The organism is Aeromonas sp. TECH754 (genome assembly GCF_056279295.1).
The window spans coordinates 1,032,313-1,048,240 of sequence record NZ_JBWBRA010000001.1 but is presented as its reverse complement, the minus strand read 5'-3'; the positions used below and the strand labels follow the sequence as shown (position 1 = coordinate 1,048,240).

Annotated in this window: 11 protein-coding genes; 2 read left to right on the top strand and 9 right to left on the bottom strand. The window is 63.2% G+C overall.

Features of this window, described 5'->3' with window-relative positions; all coding sequences use genetic code 11:
* Nucleotides 1-73: 73 nt before the first annotated feature.
* The 3 genes from ssnA to mocA all read right to left on the bottom strand — a co-directional run bounded on the left by ssnA (nucleotide 74) and on the right by mocA (nucleotide 5,541).
* Nucleotides 74-1,402 (bottom strand): putative aminohydrolase SsnA, encoded by a 1,329-nt coding sequence (gene ssnA / locus ACZ9IL_RS04545; RefSeq protein WP_476002430.1) that lies wholly within the window; start codon nucleotides 1,400-1,402, stop codon nucleotides 74-76.
* Nucleotides 1,403-1,405: 3 nt separating this feature from the next.
* Nucleotides 1,406-4,525, bottom strand: a complete 3,120-nt coding sequence (ygfK, locus tag ACZ9IL_RS04540) for a putative selenate reductase subunit YgfK (protein WP_476002429.1) — start codon at nucleotides 4,523-4,525, stop codon at nucleotides 1,406-1,408.
* A gap of 383 nt (nucleotides 4,526-4,908) precedes the next feature.
* On the bottom strand, nucleotides 4,909-5,541 hold the full coding sequence (gene mocA, locus ACZ9IL_RS04535; RefSeq protein ID WP_476002428.1) for a molybdenum cofactor cytidylyltransferase: 633 nt from the start codon (nucleotides 5,539-5,541) through the stop codon (nucleotides 4,909-4,911).
* Between mocA and yqeC the strand changes: the two genes are divergently transcribed.
* The gene (yqeC, locus tag ACZ9IL_RS04530; RefSeq protein ID WP_476002427.1) at nucleotides 5,540-6,400 is read left to right on the top strand and encodes a selenium cofactor biosynthesis protein YqeC; all 861 of its coding nucleotides are present in this window, start codon (nucleotides 5,540-5,542) and stop codon (nucleotides 6,398-6,400) included. The genes mocA and yqeC overlap by 2 nt on opposite strands.
* 8 nt (nucleotides 6,401-6,408) lie before the next feature.
* Nucleotides 6,409-8,001 carry a selenium-dependent molybdenum cofactor biosynthesis protein YqeB gene (gene yqeB, locus ACZ9IL_RS04525; protein WP_476002426.1) on the top strand — a complete coding sequence of 531 codons (1,593 nt, stop codon included), beginning with the start codon at nucleotides 6,409-6,411 and terminating at the stop codon, nucleotides 7,999-8,001.
* Between the two features lie 100 nt (nucleotides 8,002-8,101).
* On the opposite strand, the gene ACZ9IL_RS04520 is transcribed toward yqeB, so the two are convergent.
* From ACZ9IL_RS04520 to ygeW, 6 genes are all read right to left on the bottom strand, one after another.
* Nucleotides 8,102-9,025 (bottom strand): DMT family transporter, encoded by a 924-nt coding sequence (locus tag ACZ9IL_RS04520; RefSeq protein ID WP_476002425.1) that lies wholly within the window; start codon nucleotides 9,023-9,025, stop codon nucleotides 8,102-8,104.
* Nucleotides 9,026-9,184: 159 nt separating this feature from the next.
* Nucleotides 9,185-10,117, bottom strand: a complete 933-nt coding sequence (gene arcC, locus ACZ9IL_RS04515; RefSeq protein WP_476002424.1) for a carbamate kinase — start codon at nucleotides 10,115-10,117, stop codon at nucleotides 9,185-9,187.
* A gap of 68 nt (nucleotides 10,118-10,185) precedes the next feature.
* Nucleotides 10,186-11,583, bottom strand: coding sequence for a dihydropyrimidinase (hydA, locus tag ACZ9IL_RS04510; RefSeq protein WP_476002423.1), 1,398 nt, complete (start codon nucleotides 11,581-11,583; stop codon nucleotides 10,186-10,188).
* A 93-nt stretch (nucleotides 11,584-11,676) separates the two neighbouring features.
* Nucleotides 11,677-12,894, bottom strand: coding sequence for a YgeY family selenium metabolism-linked hydrolase (locus tag ACZ9IL_RS04505; protein WP_476002422.1), 1,218 nt, complete (start codon nucleotides 12,892-12,894; stop codon nucleotides 11,677-11,679).
* Between the two features lie 98 nt (nucleotides 12,895-12,992).
* Nucleotides 12,993-14,192 (bottom strand): diaminopropionate ammonia-lyase, encoded by a 1,200-nt coding sequence (gene dpaL / locus ACZ9IL_RS04500; protein WP_476002421.1) that lies wholly within the window; start codon nucleotides 14,190-14,192, stop codon nucleotides 12,993-12,995.
* A gap of 74 nt (nucleotides 14,193-14,266) precedes the next feature.
* Nucleotides 14,267-15,454: a knotted carbamoyltransferase YgeW gene (ygeW, locus tag ACZ9IL_RS04495; protein WP_476002420.1), complete on the bottom strand. Its 1,188-nt coding sequence runs from the start codon at nucleotides 15,452-15,454 to the stop codon at nucleotides 14,267-14,269.
* Nucleotides 15,455-15,928: the final 474 nt, after the last annotated feature.

Below are 15,928 nucleotides of genomic sequence, written 5' to 3'. Positions count from 1 at the left end.
CCTTACTGTCCGGATCCCCGCCCGGCACGGGCAGGAGATCACTTGCGTTAGCTTGAGCGCGCAGGAAAAACCCTCACGCCAGTTCATCCATGCGCCGCCACAGGCGGCTCGCCACCTTGCGCGCCTGCTCATAGATCGGGACCACATCGAACGGGAACTCCCGGTCCTGATAGACCATGCGCCCCTCCACCATCACGCTGTTGACGCAGGCAGACCCCAGGCCGAAGGCGAGATGGCCGCCGAGATTGCGTGGCGCGAGCGGGGTCGGCGGGTCGTAGTCACAGATGGTGAGATCGGCCTTGTAGCCAGCCTCCAGTCGGCCAAATCTGGCGCCGAAGTTGCGCTCGAGCAGGGTGTTGCCGCTCCACAGGAAGTGCGCAAAGCTGTCGGGCCAGAGCGCGCCCCCCGCATCCTTGTGCTTGAAGTAGGCAAACTTGAGCTCCTCGAACATGTCGGCGCCGATGCCGTCGGTGCCGAGCGCCAGGTTGCGGTACTCCGGCAGGTGCCGGTTGTAGCCGACGTAGTTGTTCATGTTGGAGCGGGCGTTGTGTACCAGGAAGGCATCCTGGCCGTTGAGCAGTTCGATGTCCGCCAGCGACAGGTAGAGGCCGTGGGCCACCAGGGTCTTGTGGTCGATGAGGCCAAACTCCGCCAAGCGGGCGATGGGCTCCTTGCCATGGTGGTGATGGCCGTGCGCCATGTCGTAGCGGTCTTCCGCCACGTGGATGTGCAGGCCGCGACCGGTGGTCTGCACCGCCTCGCGCAGCATGGCCAGCCCCTCGTCCGGGACGGTGAAGGGGGCGTGCGCGCCGATGTGGGCCTCCACCAGATAGGGCTCACTCCCCTTCGCCCGGGCGGCGTCTATCTGCTGGGCGAACAGGATGTTCTCCTCCACTCCGGCCTGCAGCTCCCCCAGGCCGCCGTTGCGATCCGTGGCCTCGAAGCAGGTCATGCCGCGCAGGCCCGTCTCCATGAAGCCCTTGCGCAGTATGTTCAGGGATCCCTTGATGAGGTTCGGCGAGGCGTGGTGATCGATCACCGCGCTGCAGCCGCTCTTGAGCGCCTCCAGCGAGCAGATGAGGCCGCTGTAGTAGAGGGACTCCTCATCCAGCGCCCGATCCAGCCGCCACCAGAGGTTCTTCAGGGTGGAGATGAAGTCCGGACAGGGGGCTATGTTGGCCATGATCCCCCGTGACAGACCCGAGTAGAAATGGTTGTGGGCGCAGACGATGCCCGGCATCACCAGCTTGCCCCCCATCTCCCGGTAGTTGGCCTCGGGGTAAAGGGCCCGCAGGTTGGGGCCAATCGCCTTGATGAGGGTGCCCTCGATGGCGATGTCCACCCCTTCCAGCACCTGGGTCGGCTCAAACTGCACGGCGGTGACGTTTTTCAGAATCAACATGGCTTACTCCTCGACCCGCCCCAGCAGGTAGTGATGATGGGCGTGAACATGGCTGATGATGCGGCACAGATCGGCCAGTGCGGCGGGCACCTCCTGGATCCGGCTCTGCCCATCGATGTGCAGACGGTGGATTTCCCCCTGCTGGCGCACCAGCAGCTGACCGCCCCCCTCCTGGCCATGGGCCAGATAGAAGCCGGGGTTCTGGCTGTGCTCGAAGTCCTGGGGCAGGCTGAAGATGGTGACCTTGTCCTGATAGGGCTTGCCCTGCCAGGGGCAGAACTGGGCACAGTTGCCGCACTCGTTGCAGTAGGCATCCAGGTGCAGGGTCTGGAACTGGTCCTTGAAGCCCGGCACGGCGATGGCGACGTTGGCCCGGTTCGGGCAGACATCCACGCACTTGCTGCACAGGGTGTTGCACTCGAGGCAGCGGTGCGCCTCCTGGGCGATGAAGGCGGTGCGCTCGCCCTTGTCCACCAGGGTGACGGCGATGCTGCCCTTGCGGCGGTAAATCTCGCCCTGATCGGAGGCCTGCGTCGGTACCTGCTGCTGGCTGGCGATGTGCTCGCGGGCCAACACCAGATCCACGGCGCGGCGAGCCCCGCCGATGGCGCCGACGATGGAGGACGGGCCGCTCTGCACGTCACCGATGAGGAAGACGTTGCGCCGAGCTGTCTCATTGGTCAGGGGATCCACCGCTGGCCAGCCGTCGCTCCCCAGCGGCACGCCCATGGCTTCGATGATGTCGCAGTCGGGCTGTTCGCCGATGGCGGTGATCAGCGCATCCATCTGCAGCACCTCGGTCTGCTCCGTGGGCACAGGACGGCGGCGCCCCTGCGCGTCCGGCTCGCCGAGCACCATGGTCCGCACGGTCAGACGGCCGTCGGCCTCGAAGCGCTCCGGATTGGTGAGGAAGCAGAAACGCACCCCATCCTCCACCGCCTCCAGGTACTCCTCGCGATAGGCCGGCATCTCTTTCTCGCTGCGGCGATAGATGACGGTCACCTCGCTCACCCCGGGCACCTTGAGGGCCGCACGGGCGCAATCCATGGCGGTGTTGCCCGCCCCGATCACCGCCACCTGGCGGCCCAGCGGCAGCGGTTTGCCCTGGTTGAAGCTGCGCAGGAAGTGGAAGGATTTGTAGACCCGATCATGACCTCCTTCCAGACGCATGCCGCCGTTCTTGTCGGCACCTATGCCGACGAAGACATAGGTAAAGCCCTGGGCGTGGAGCTTGTCGACGGTGAGCGCCGGATCGCAGCCAAACTCGAACTTGACCCCGTGGGCGGCGACAAAATCGATGTCGTGCGCGATGAGCTCCGCCGGGATGCGGAACGCGGGGATGATGTGCTTGACCACGCCACCGGCATCCGCCTCGCGCTCGAAGATGGTGACCGGATGGCCGGCACGGGCCAGGAAGTAACCGGCGGAGAGGCCGGCGGGGCCTGCCCCAATCACCGCCACCGGGTGCTTGTCACCGCTGCCTGCCGGCTTGTGCCAGCGGGCCTTGTACCCTTCCCAACCCAACTCGAGGGCCACCTTTTTCAGCTCGCGGATGTTGAGCGGGCTGTCGTAGTCCAGGCGGGTGCAGTTGTACTGGCACTGGTGATCGCAGATATGGCCGGTGATGGCGGGCAGGGCGTTGCGCTGATAGATGAGCTCAAGGGCCGCCACGTACTCCCCCTCGCCCATCAGGCGAATGTACTCGGGGATGTCCTGGTGAATGGCGCAGGCGGTGACGCAGGGCGCCACGTAACAGTCGGTCATCGGCAGCGCGCCACCCACCTCGATGCGATCCTCGGACTTCCACTCTTTTTGGGTGTAATCCATGGTGAGCGCCCTGGCGGCCAGGGCCTCCAGCTTAGCCACATCCACCCGGGTCATGTCCCAGCTGGCGGAGGCATCGATCTCGTTCAGGCACTCCAGCTGGCGCAGGTAGCCACCGGGTTTGAGCAGATCGGTCGCCATGGTGATGGGGCGAATGCCGGTCTCGAAGATATCGCTGATGTTGAACTTGCTGGCACCGCCCGAGTAGGAGATGGGCAATTTGCCGTCGAAGGCGCGGGAGAGCACCGCCGCCACGTTGATGGAGAGCGGGAACAGGGCGCGGCCGGACATGTACATCTCATCCCCCGGCAGCGCCCCCTTGCGGTTGATCGTGCCCAGGGTGTTGGTCAGCTTGACCCCGAAGGCGAGCCCCTTCTCGGCCCCCAGCGCCATCAGCCGTGCCAGCATCGCCTTGGCCTGATCCAGTTTCAGATCGTGATCGAAGGACGCCTCATTCAGGCCGATGTAATCGAAGCCGCAGGTATCGAGGATCTCGCGCACCTGCGGATAACCGAGCAGGGTCGGGTTGAGTTTGACGAAGGTGTTGAGCCCCTTCTCCTCCAGCATGTAGCGGCAGATGGCCTCGATCTCGTTCGGCGGGCAGCCGTGCATGGTGGAGAGGGTGACCCCCTGCACCAGCCTGGCGGGGACCGTCTCCGCCAGGCTCTGCAGGCCAGCGCGACTACTCTCCAGCCCCAGCCCGGCGAGCAGGGTCTCGTCCTTGAGCCAGTCGCGCAGCACCTGCCGGTACTCGGCAAACTGCGGGCTCTGGCTCGCATCCATCAGGCTGTGGATGAACTGCTGCATGGGGGGCTGCTTGATGCCGTCCAGGTTGTAACCGACGCTCATGTTGAAGATGAAGGACTTCGCCTCCCCCTCCTGGCGGGGGTCGAACAAGGCCTCCAGCAGGTGGAGGGCAAACCAGGCCTTGAGGTACTCGTCGAAGGCCTTTTGCAGGGTGAATTCGGTGGACCACTCGGTGTTGAAGCACTCGTCCTCCGCATCGATGCAGGGCTTCTCCAGCTCGAGGCGATCCAGAATCTGCACCGTCTTGAGTTCGATGAAACGACCGCCCGTGAGCCAGGAGGTGACGATGTTCTGGGCCAGCTGGGTGTGGGGACCGGCGGCCGGCCCTATGGGGGTCTCGCAGGTTTCACCGAAGACGGTAATCTTGCGCTCGTCCTGCTTGCGATAGAATTGCGCGGCGGGAATGCCGAAGATGGTGTGGCTCTCTTTATATTCTTCGCAAATACGGGTCAACAGGTCCTTGAACGGGACGGGTCGCATTATATCGCCCATGATGATCTCCTCGCAGCTAATCTGCTCTTATCGTGAATACATGGGACAAACTCACCGTGTTGTCCCTTGCTACAGACAGGAGCAACATTCAGGCCAGACCCGTTTCGTTTTTATTTACGAGGATAAAAGCGTGAGGCACATCGAATTAATGAAACATCGAAAGGCGATGTCTGTTTTGGGGATGATAGTGGCTATCAACATCAAATTTAAATAATGACTCAAAGCTGAACCCCAGCTTGCACAATCTCATTAAGGTAGGCCGAAATATCAGTTTGATAATGCCTGGCCGCCCCGATTATCAGGCGGCATCGGGTGATAATGCGCGAGAAGGGATACTGCCGACAGCGTAATTATGCTCAATGGATGGATAGGTAGATTTGTAATCAACCCGATTGATCGGCGGCTAACAGCCTCTGATAGCGCTCGGGTGTGTCCACATCCAGCAGGATGGCATCGCTTTGCACCTCGATGAAGCGATGGGGATGGGCCAGCAACCAGCGGCGGACTGAGCCCTGTAACGGCGCCGCAGCCAGCGCCTGTCCCAGCTTGCGTGGCAGCAACACCGGGTGACCCGCCTCCCCCTGGCAGCACGGGAACAGGCTGTGCTCCCCCCGTGCCTGCCAGAGCGTCCGATAGACCTCCCGGGGGATGCAGGGCAGATCGCCGTGGGTGATGAAGAGGTAGTCACTGGTGCTGGCCGCGAGCGCCAGCCGGATGGAACCGCCGAGCCCCAATGCATAATCATGATTATCCACCAGCTGGATCTCGGGGCGACCACCATAGCGGGCGATCAGTTCATCACCGCGATGCCCCACCACCAGAATAACCCGATCACAGAATGTGAGCGCATTTTTGAGACTCTCATCAAGAATCGTACTCTGGCGATACGGTAGCATCATTTTCCATGCCCCCATCCGCGACGAGAGCCCGGCGGCCGTTATTATGCAATCGCATCTCTTCGGTGAGTCACAATATATATCGCCGTTGTCACTATAATTTGGAACTGCCTCTTTCATGTCCCTTCCCCTGCCCACCTCGATTGCTTTTCCCGATATTAACGCACTATTAGCCCCCTTGCTTGCCAATAAAGATGGCCACACCAGCCTAATTAGCCTGTGCGGTGCCGGTGGCAAAACCAGTACCCTGTACTGGCTGGCCGAATATTTTTATCGGCAGGGTAAAAAGGTGCTGATTACCACCAGCACCAACATGTTTCTGCCGGCCCCCTCACAATACCGGCATCTGATCATCGAGGCCGATCCCGCGCTGCAACTCGCTCGCTGCCAGCCAGGCTCGGATGCCCCCTGCCTGCTGGCCCTGTTCAGCCACCACGACAAGGCCAGCGGCAAGGTGCGCGGGCTCGCCCCCGAGCAGATCGACCGCATCAAGGCGAGCCAGCGTTTCGATCTCATCCTGGTGGAGGCCGATGGCGCCCATCAGAAGCTGCTCAAAGTGCCCGCCTTGCACGAACCTTGCATTCCCCACAGCAGCGACTGGGTGATCGCCCTGGTGGGGGGCGCCATGCTGGGGGCCAGCGCCGAGCCGGCGCAGATCCACCGCTGGGTCGAACTCCAGGCGCTGTGCGGGATAGCGGCCGGTGAGCCGCTGGACTGGGCCCTGTTCGATAGGCTGCTGTCCCACCCCCTTGGACTGTTCAAGGGCACCCCGGCGCGGGCACGGCGGATCTGGTTTATCAACGGGGATTATCAAAATGAGCGGCTGTGGCAGCCGGCATTGATAAACCTGCTGCGAGGACACCCCGAGCTTCACGCTATCTGGCAGGGGGCCGTGCGCGAGCACATCGCCATTCGTCGCTGTCTGGTTCACACCCCATCGGGGCATACCGCCATCCATGATGGGCCAAGGATAATCTGAGGTACCTTATGAATTTGTTTGCACATGCAGCCCGACTGGAACAAGAGAACCGACCCTTCGCCCTGGCCCAGATCATCGAGAGCCGCGGCTCCACCCCGCGCCATCAGGGACAGATGCTGGTGATGGCCGATGGCCAGATCCTTGGCACCATAGGCGGTGGCATGGTGGAGCGGCTGGTGATCGACGAGGCCCTTGCCGCCCTGGCCGAGCGCAAGCCCCGCATCTTCCACGGCCGCATGGCCCGCAACGGCGACCACGCTGTGGGCTCCGACTGTGGCGGCGCCATGTCGGTCTACATTGATGTCCATGGCTTGAAGCCAAGACTGGTGCTGATCGGCGCCGGCCACGTCAACCGGGCCCTGGCCCAGGCGGCGGCCCCCCTCGGCTTCGACATCCACGTGGGGGACTGCTTCGAGGGGAGCCTCAACCCGGATCTCTTCCCGGCCGGCACCCACCTCAAGCAGGCCGACACCATGAGCGCGGTGATCGAGGCGCTGGCCATCGAACCCGCCAACTTCGTCATCATCGCCACCAACCATCAGGACAAGGAGGCACTGGAGAGGCTAGTCGATCGCCCCCTCGCCTATCTCGGCCTGCTCGCCAGCAAGCGCAAGGTGCAGACCTTCACCCAGGCTCTGCGCCAGCGTGGCGTGCCCCACGAACAGCTGCAGCAACTGCACGCCCCCATCGGCTACAACATCGGCGCCGAGACCCCGGAGGAGATCGCTATCAGCATACTGGCGGAGCTGTTGCAGGTAAAAAATGGCAAGACGGTTGGCCTGCTGCAAGACGACGTCCGCCTCAAGCGAGATCGGCTGGTGGTGATTCGCGGCTCGGGCGACATCGCCACCGGGGTGGCGCTGCGGCTGCACCACAGCGGTTTCAAGGTGGTGATGCTGGATCTCGATAAGCCCACGGTGATCCGCCGCACCATTGCCTTCGCCCAGGCCATGTTCGACGGTGAAACGACGGTGGAAGGCGTCTGCGCCAGGCGTGCCGAGCACGTCGAGCAGGCATTCGCGCTGCTGGATCAGGGGATCATTCCGCTGCTGGTCGATGAGGATTGTCAGACGCTGAGCGAGCTCAAGCCCCGTTACCTGGTGGATGCCATCCTGGCCAAACAGAACCTCGGCACCCACAAGGCGCTGGCCCCCATCACGGTGGCGCTGGGACCGGGCTTCGAGGCCGGGCGGGATTGCGATGCAGTGATCGAGACCAACCGTGGCCACCACCTGGGCCGGGTCATCTATCAGGGGCCCGCCCAGCCCAACACCGGCATTCCCGGGGTCATCGAGGGGCATTCGGCGCGGCGGGTGGTGCGCGCCACTGCCGCCGGGGTGATGAAGAGCCTGATCCGGCTCGGCGATCTGGTACAGGAAGGGGATCTGATGGCCCACGTGGGGGATGCCCCCATCATAGCGCCGCTGTCCGGCATGGTGCGGGGGCTCTTGAGCGATGGCATAGAGGTGCCGGTCGGCTTCAAGATCGGTGACATAGACCCCCGTGGCGAGCGGGCCGATGCCACTACGGTATCGGACAAGGCCCGCGCCATCGCTGGCGCCGTGCTGGAAGCCATGATGCACCTGTCACAGCCCAGATAAGAGCCCCTGGCCTCGCCATCTCGCTGAGGGCTCCCTTCACCCAACATAAGCAGGCCCGCCATTGGCGGGCCTGCTGCCGTCTGCCTGCGAGAAAGTCCGCTCAACGACGGGTCGGCGACTCGGTACCCTTCTCCCTCACCACGGAAGTTCGCTTGCGCATGCTGAGCACCAGGAGTGCCAGCACGATCAGCCCGATGCCGCTCCCCTCCACCGGCCCCGGCTCCTCCCCGAGCAGCCACCAGGAGAGCAGCACGCCGCTCACCGGCACCGCCAGGATGCTGAGCCCGGCGATCCCCGCCGGCAGTGCCTTCAGCACGAACAGCCAGAGGCTCCAGGCCAGGGCGGTGGCGAAGATGGCGCTGTAGGCCAGGGCACCGAACACATAGGGTTGCCAGTCGATGGGACGCTCCGGCACCAGGGCGGCCACCAGCGCCATGATCAGGGTGGCGTAGATCATCTGCCAGGTGGTCAGCCGCAGCAGATCGCCCCCCGGGTGGCGGCCATACATGCGCTTGGCGATGATGGCGCTGATCCCCCAGCAGATACCGGAGGCTATCCCGAGCAACGCGCTCTTCATGGAATCGAGGTGCAGCTGCCAGGGCTCGATCACCAGCAGCAGGCCCCAGGCGGCCACCCCGACCGCCACATAGTGCAGCCTGCGCATCCGCTCGCCGAGGAAGAGGGCGGCGAAGATCACCACCCAGAATGGCATGGTGTAGCTCAGGATGGCCACCTTGCCTGCCCCACCACTGATGAGCGCCCACTGGGCCAGCCCCACCATGCCACAGGTCTGGAACAGGGCTATGCCTAAGGTGTAGCGAAAGGGGGTGGGTCTCAAGTAGCGGCGGCCGCGCAGACACTGCACCAGCAGCAACACCAGGGCACCACACAGGCAGCGCAGGGCGGTGAATTCGAAGGCCCCCGCGTAGAGCATCACCTGCTTCATCACTATCCAGCTGTAACTCCAGATGGCGGTGAGCAAACCCAAGCCCCCCAGCGCCGCTATATTGATCTTCGTGCTCATCGCTCTGACTTCCCGCCTCTTCGCTGTTGCTGGCCAACCTGTGCCAAGGGGGGCCATCTTACGCCTCTCCCTCCGTCCTGCCCATCGTGGATCACAGGGTCATTGCGGCCAATGCAAAGGGGGCCCGCGGCCCCCTTTGCTTGTTCAGGTGAAGCAGGATTACTGGCTGATCAGGGTGCCCGTCTTGCCGGCGATCCCCTCGGCCGCCTTCTCCAGCAGGGTGATGAGGGACTTGCGCCCCGCCAGGGAGCCGGCAAACGAGACTGCCGCCTCCACCTTGGGCAGCATGGAGCCTTTGGCAAACTGCCCCTCGGCGATCAGGCCCTCGGCATCGGCCACGCTCAGGGTATCGAGCCACTGCACGTTCGGCTTGCCGAAGTGGATGGCCACCTTCTCCACCGCGGTCAGGATGATCAGCATGTCGGCATCAATGAGCTCCGCCAGCCTGGCGCTGGCCCAATCCTTGTCGATCACCGCGCTGGCACCGCGCAGGTGATTGCCCTCCCGCAACACGGGAATGCCGCCACCCCCGACGGTGATCACCACCTGACCCGCCGCCAGCAGGGCGCTGACAGTCTCCTTCTCGATGATGTCGATGGGCCTGGGGGACGCCACCACCCGCCGATAGCCACGACCGGCGTCCTCCTTGAGCCGCTCCCCTTTGGCCATCAGCGCCTGGGCCTCCTCCTTGCTGAAGAAACCGCCGATGGGTTTGCTGGGGTCGAGGAAGGCGGGGTCATTTTTATCCACCTCCACCTGGGTCACCAGGGTGACCACCGGCTTGTGGATACCGCGCGCGAGCAGCGCCTCGCGCAGGGCATTTTGCAGGTCATAGCCGATGTAGCCCTGACTCAGGGCCACGCACACCGACATGGGCAGGTGCGGCGCGTTGGCGTCGTGGCGGGCGGCCACCTCGAACGCCTGCTGGATCATCCCCACCTGGGGGCCGTTGCCGTGGGTCACCACCACTTCGTGGCCTTCTGCGATAAGCTCGGCGATGGTGCGGGCCGTGCCCTGCACCGCCTGCATCTGCTCGGCCAGGTTGTTGCCAAGGGCGTTGCCCCCCAATGCCAGTACGATTCGCTGTTTCATCTCGTTGTCTCCGGGTGAAGAGGTGGGCCGGCGCCAGGCCGACCCAGTAGATCAAGGTGTGTAGTGCCTTAGTGCAGCACCCCGTTGAGGCCGGGATCGAAGGGCAGGCGCGCCAGGAAGCGGCCGCGGCCCCGCTGGCCGAGAAACGCCCCCTCCTTCGCCACTATTTCGCCACGGCTGAGGGCCATTCTCAGCTGGCCGCGGCAACGCATTCCCTCGTAGGGGCTGTAGTCGCCGTTATCGTGCAGTGCGGTGTGGCGGATGTGTGTCTCACCGCGGGGATCCAGGATCACCAGATCCCCATCGGATCCGGGTTGCAGATTGCCCTTGCGAGGCCAGAGGCCAAACAGTCTGGCGGGGTTGGCGCTGGTGAGTGCCACGAAACGGGACGGCGAGAGGCGGCCGCTCAGCACGCCCTCCGAGAACAGCAGCAGCATCCGGTTCTCCACGCCAGGCAGGCCGTTGGGGCAGCGGCTGAAATCCCCCCCGGACAGGGCCAGGCGCTGGGCGTGGGAGAAATTGCAGTGATCGGTGGCGACGGTGTCGATGTCGCCGACGGCGAGCCCGACCCAGAGCTTGTCCAGCTCCGCGCGGGCGCGCAGCGGCGGGCTGAGCAGGTAGTCCAGCCCGTTCTCCTGGTGATAACACCGCTCGTCGAGCAACAGGTACTGGGGGCAGGTTTCCACCCAGACCGGCTGACCCTGGTGGCGCGCCAGTTTCAGGTACTCCAGCCCCAGGCCGTTGGAGAGGTGAACGATGTAAAGCGGCGCATCCCCGGCCAGCCGGGACAAATTGATCATCCGGCCGATGGCCTCCGCCTCGCACGCCAGCGGGCGACTCTCGGCGTGATGCCAGGGCGCGCGGTGGCCGGCGGCCAGCAGGGCCGCCCGGCGCACGGCGATGGCGGCGTCGTTCTCGGGGTGAACGGTGGTGAGCGCCCCCACCTCCTTGAGGCGAGCCAGGGCACGCAGCACGTCGTCGTCCCCCAGCTTGTACTGGTAGGTGAGGTAGAGCTTGAAGCTGCTGATCCCCTCCTCCACCATGGCGGCCATCTCGTGGAGGATGGCGTCGTCCACGTGCTGGACGACGCCGTGAAAGCCGTAGTCGATCACCGCCTGACTGGCGGCGTCATCGTGATAGCGGGCCAGCTGATGATGCAGGTTGCAGCCCGCCGGGCCAAACCCCATGTGATCGATGATGGTGGTGGTGCCACCACAGGCGGCAGCCCGGGTACCGCTGAAGAAATCATCGCAGCTGCGGGCAATCCCGACATCTATGTTGAAGTGGGTGTGTACGTCTATCCCCCCCGGCATCACATAGCAGCCGCCGGCATCGATCACCTCGGTCTCGCCATCGGGCTGGATATCGGCAGCCCGAGCCCGGATCACCCCGTTTTCGAGCAGCAGATCCTGGCGATACTCCGCATCCGCATCGACCAACACGCCGTTTTTGATCAGTCGTCTCATCCCTCGCTCCTTAAACGCCTGCGCCCCGGCTCGGTTCAGAGGCGGGGCGGGATCAAGATGGACGGCGGTGGCAGGCCACCGCCGTCTTGGCGCTTAGTCTTCCAGCTCGGCCAGATAGAGCAGCGGGATCACCGCGTACATGGCGGCGCACTTGACCAGGTGATCCTTCCAGGTCTTCTCGTTCGGGGCGTGGGCCTCCGGCTCCTTGCCGGGACCGAAGCCGATCACCGGGATGCCGTGACGGCCCATGATGGAGACCCCGTTGGTGGAGAAGGTCCACTTGTCGACCACGGGTGCCTTGTTAAACAGCCCCACATAGGCCTTTGACAGGGTCTTGACCGTGATGTGATCCTCTTCGACCTTCCAGGTCGGGAAGTAGCACTCGGTGGGATAGACCAGGCCGGTGTAGGCCGGACGATCGTACTGGTACATGGAGACCTCGGCACCGGCTGCCTTGACCGCTGGCAGCGCGCGGATTTCCTCTAGCGCACCCTGCCAGCTCTCGCCCCAGGTGAGGCGACGGTCGATGGAGATGGCGCAGCTGTCCGCCACGGCGCAGCGGCTCGGCGAGGTGAAGAAGATCTCGGAGACGGTGAGGGTACCCTTGCCTAGGAAGTCGTCGTGGCCGAGGTGCTGACTCAGCTCCTGCAGCTCGCCCAGGATGGGGCCCATCTTGAAGATGGCGTTGTCACCGCGCTCCGGCGCCGAGCCGTGGCAGCTCACCCCCTGCACCTCGACCCGGATCTCCATGCGGCCACGCTGGCCACGGTAGATCTGGCAGTCGGTCGGCTCGGTACTGACCACGAATTCCGGGCGGATCTGGCTCTGCTCTATGATGTACTGCCAGCAGAGGCCGTCACAGTCCTCCTCCTGCACTGTGCCGGTCACCAGCAAGGTGTACTGATCCTCCAGCCCCAGATCCTTGATGATCTTGCCGGCATAGACCATGGAGGCCATGCCCCCCTCCTGATCGGAGGCGCCGCGACCACCGATGATCTCGTGATCCTCCATCCCCTCATAGGGATCGAAGGTCCAGTTAGCCATGTTGCCGATCCCCACGGTATCGATGTGGGCATCCATGGCGATCAGGTGCGGGCCATGGCCGATGTAGCCGAGCACGTTGCCCATGGGATCGATCTCGACCTTGTCGAAGCCGACCTTCTCCATCTCCTCCTTGATGCGCAGCACCACCCGCTTCTCGTCGCAGCTTTCGCTGGGGATGGCGATCATGTCGCGCAGGAACTGACTCATCTCGGCCTTGTACTGGTGGGCCTTCTCCAACACCATTTCAAACGGAATTTGCTTGCTCATTGTGATTCTCCATAACGACTGAGAGTGCGAAGCCTTAGTCACCAGCCCCGTCCCGTATCTTTCATGGCACCGCCGGTGCCGTCAGCGCTTCGATTGCCTTAATCGCAGGCGGGGTGCTTGCCTTCCCACACCACTTCCCGATAGTGCGCCACATCGGTATCCCCCTCGGTGTTGATGATGAGCACCACCGAGTCCTCGTTCAGGCCGAGACGGGCCATCAGGGCCTCCCGCTCGGGGTGATGACGCACCGCTACCAGCACCCCGGTGCCGACCGAGCCGGATTCACCGGAGAGGATGCGGGGATCCTGGCCAAGGGGGTTACCGAGCACCCGCATGCCCAGCGCCGAGACCTTGTCATGACAGGAGATGAACTGGGTGCTGCAGTTGCGCAGCACGGGCCAGCCGAGGGGATTGGGTTCGCCGCACGCCAGGCCCGCCATGATGGTGCGCATGTCGCCACCGACGTTGACCATCTCGCCGGCGACGCCGGAGCGGTAGATGCAGTCGGCCTGATCCGGCTCGACGATGATGCTGTGCAGGTTGTGGGCCCCGAAGCTGTCCGCCAGATAGCCGAGCACCCCGCCCGCCAGCGCCCCGACCCCGGCCTGCAACAGCACGTGGGTGGGCTGGGGAATGCCGTGCTCTTGCATCTGCTCAACCGCCTCGTCGGCCAGGGTGGTGTAGCCCTGCATGATCCAGGTCGGGATCTCGGTGTACCCCTCCCAGGCGGTGTCCTGCACTATGTACCAGCCGTGCTCCTCGGCCATCTGCATGGTGAGGCGCACCGTGTCGTCATAGTTCATGTCGGTGACGATGCACTCGGCCCCCAGGGCCCGGATGTGCTCCACCCGCTCCTGAGCCGAGCCCTTGGGCATGTAGACCACGGCGTGCTGTCCCACCTGCTTGGCGGCCCAGGCGATGCCACGGCCATGGTTGCCATCCGTGGTGGTGGCGAAGGTCATGGGGGCCTTGATGGTGGCCTTGATGAGATCGAAGGAGAAATCCTCGACCGCGACCCCGAATTTCGCGCACAGGAGGTTGGCGATGGCATAGACCCCCCCCAGCATCTTGAAGGCATTGAGGCCAAAACGTTTCGACTCGTCCTTGACCAGGATCTTGCTCACCCCAACGTGGGTGGCCAGCGCATCCAGGCTGCACAGTGGCGTCGGCTGATAGCCCGCCAGCTTCTGGTGAAAGGCCCGCGCTTTCTGCGCTTCGAGCCGGGAGAATTGCGGGAGAGACTCACCGGTAAAAAAGCGATTATCGGCGATATCCATTTTCAGCGAAAATTCAGACATAGAAACCTCGCAGGCATTATTCCCTGTGACAAAGAGCAGGACGCAGTCTGCCGCGCCCTGTCTATGGCTAACTGTTATTTAACCCGAGGCTGAGCTTCTTTTATCAACTGCTCGAGGGCGACACCCGGTGCGGAGAATTTACGGGCGACTATAATCGCGGCGATAATATAAGGCTTCCAGCTCGCCTCCTTATAAGTGGCGATACGGTATTTCTCGAATACCCCTTCGGTCACTTCGCCCTCCTCACAGGAGACCCCGGAAATATCCGCCGGCAGACAGTGCATATAGAGCGCTTCGCCCCCTTTGGTGAGGCTCATCATCTCTTCGGTGCAGTGCCAATCCTTGTGCTTGGCATTCTGTGCCAGGCACTGCTGCTCCAATGCCTTGAGGCCGGAGTGGTCGCTCGCGCGCAGCAGCTCGGTGCGCTGCTCCATCACCTTGTAGGGGGCCCAGGACTTGGGATAGACGATGTCAGCGTCCTTGAACGCCTCTTCCATGGAACTGACCTGACGGAAGCTGCCACCGGAGGCCTTGGCATTCTCGTGGGCCACGGCGATCACGTCCGGGATCAGGTCATAGCCGTCCGGGTGCGCCAGGGTCACGTCCATGCCGAAGCGGGTCATCAGGCCTATGATGCCCTGGGGCACCGAGAGCGGCTTGCCGTAGCTCGGGGAGTAGGCCCAGGTCATGGCAATCTTCTTGCCCTTGAGGCTCTCCAGGCTGCCGAAGTGCTCCTGCAGCCAGGCGAGATCCGCCATGGACTGGGTCGGGTGATCGATGTCGCACTGCAGGTTGACCAGCGCCGGGCGCTGGGGCAGCACCCCCTTCTCGAACCCTTCATCCAGCGCCGCCCCCACCTCACGCATGTAGGCGTTGCCGGCACCGAGGAACATGTCGTCGCGAATGCCGATGGCATCGGCGCAAAACGAGATCATGTTGGCGGTCTCGCGCACCGTCTCGCCGTGGGCTATCTGGGATTTACCTTCGTCCAGATCCTGCTGGGCGAGGCCGAGCAGGTTGAGGGCAGAGGCGTAGGAGAAGCGGGTACGAGTGGAGTTGTCGCGAAACACCGAGATGCCGAGGCCGGTGTTGAACAGCCTGGTGGCGATGTTTTCGGTGCGCAAATTCTTCAGGGCTTCGGCCAGCTTGAGTACCAGCTCCAGCTCCTGGGGACTCTGCTCCCAGGTCAACAGGAAGTCTTTTTCATGCAGGTTGGATGTGAGTGCATTGATCTCTTTGATTAGCTGATTCACTGCTTTCATCGTTAACTCCAATCTAGTGATGAGATATGGAATGCCGCCCTTCCACTCGCAGGTCATCAGAATATGGCCATCGGTGAGTTCGTCGGTTAGCGTCGAATAAGAGCAATCAATTAGCGTGCCAAGCCGATAATTCGAATAAAAGAAACAGACCGGTCTGCATATATGTGAGCCAGGCCACGAATTAATTGAAAGCGGAGCACGTCTTTGGGCTATCAATCGATGGCTGGATGTGAATTCAAGGTCGCTCGCGGATATATCGACAAGGTCCATTGATAATTATCAGCGGGCACCTCGGGATCCTGGCTGGAATTGATAGGTGGGTGGGGGATTTTCTCATAATGATAATGATGCGCGACTCGCCGGATTAAATAGGGCTGGGCCTGGGGCCACAACGGGGATGTTCCGCTTGCCATGCCGGCGCGTTGTGAGTCTCGCTATCCCGGAGTGAACACGAAATGGGCAGGCCCGAAATTG